Source organism: Microcoleus sp. PH2017_09_SFU_O_A (assembly GCF_020738625.1).
Classification (GTDB): Bacteria; Cyanobacteriota; Cyanobacteriia; order Cyanobacteriales; family Microcoleaceae; genus Microcoleus.
The window spans coordinates 1-1343 of record NZ_JAEQCF010000197.1 but is presented as its reverse complement, the minus strand read 5'-3'; the positions used below and the strand labels follow the sequence as shown (position 1 = coordinate 1343).

Sequence of the window (1343 nt, the reverse complement as noted above, 5' to 3'; positions counted from 1 at the left end):
CCGTTACATAAATCCTACCCAAAGTTACTCAAGATTGGACAATATTGGACTTTGAGCTTCGTTTACTTCCTGCTTCATCCTGGTAGTGTCGGCACTCACCAGTCCGCAGGCTAACCCCGTCTAACTGACGGTTTTTGACAAATTAATCGCTGCGTTCAAATCGCGGTCAACAACAATACCACAATGACTGCATTCAAACACTCGTTCAGAAAGAGAGAGTGTTTCTTTTTTAGTTCCACAATTAGAACAAGTTTTTGAGCTGGGAAACCAACGGTCAACAACTACCAACTTTGAACCGTACAACTCGCATTTGTAGGTTAACTGTCTGCGAAACTCAAAGAAGCCCATATCGGCAACAGATGCAGCTAGCTTGTGCAACGCCATCATTCCGCTTACGTTCAAGTCTTCTATGACAATTACACCGTGGTTTTTGGCAAGTAATGTCGTTAGTTTGTGCAACGTATCTTGACGGATGTTAGCTATCTTTCTATGCAGTCTAGCTATCTTGACTTGTGCTTTTTGACCATTGCTCGAACCGATGACTTTATGGCGACTCAACCATTGCATCCTTGAGAGTATGTCGCGATATTTTTTGTAGGATTTAGCACCGATAACTACTTCACCTGTTGATAGAGTAGCCAATGCTTTAATACCGAGGTCAACGCCTACAATGCTTGTTTGGCATGATTCTTGCTGTTCTACATCAAACCTGAAACTGATAAACCACCTGTCGGCAATACGGGATATCGCGCAAGACTTGGTTGATACTTGTGGTAGCCTTTCATAAGTCTTGAGGACGCCAATTACGGGAACTTGGATTTTGTTAACCCCGCAGATTTTGACCGTTCCTTCTAATGTGAAAGAATCTCGCCTTCCTTTTTTCTTAAACTTCGGTACACCAGCAGTCTTTTTAAAACATCGTTTCCATGCATCTCGCAATGCCATTAATGCCTGTTGTGGTGTAGATTTACTGCACTCGTAATACCAAGCATTCTCCGACTTCACCATAGCTACTAACAATTTATGCAAGTCAATAGCTGTGGGAAATTTGAGCTTTTCGTTGGGATTGGCTTGGTTGTGACCAAGAATATTTTTGGTCAGCCACAAACCCCAATTCCAAGCATGACGCGCCACTCCGCAATGCTTAGCTAAAAGTATGCGCTGCCGACTATTTAGTTTCAATTCGGTTTTGAATCCGAGTAACATGGCAGTCCTTTAATCCCTTCTCGCGCAGGCTTGTGACATATTCCAACCTTAGCAGAACTTGCGAGTGAAAAAGCTACCCACAATTGAGCAACAATGGGTAGATTTGTCCAAGAATCAAGTTACAGTTTCTAGCCCCC

Annotated in this window: 1 protein-coding gene; it reads right to left on the bottom strand. The window is 43.0% G+C overall.

The features are described from left to right. Window positions 1–120: 120 nt before the first annotated feature. Complete coding sequence (locus JGK16_RS32655) at window positions 121–1206, bottom strand: RNA-guided endonuclease TnpB family protein (RefSeq protein ID WP_293187238.1); 1086 nt, start codon at window positions 1204–1206, stop codon at window positions 121–123. Window positions 1207–1343: the final 137 nt, after the last annotated feature.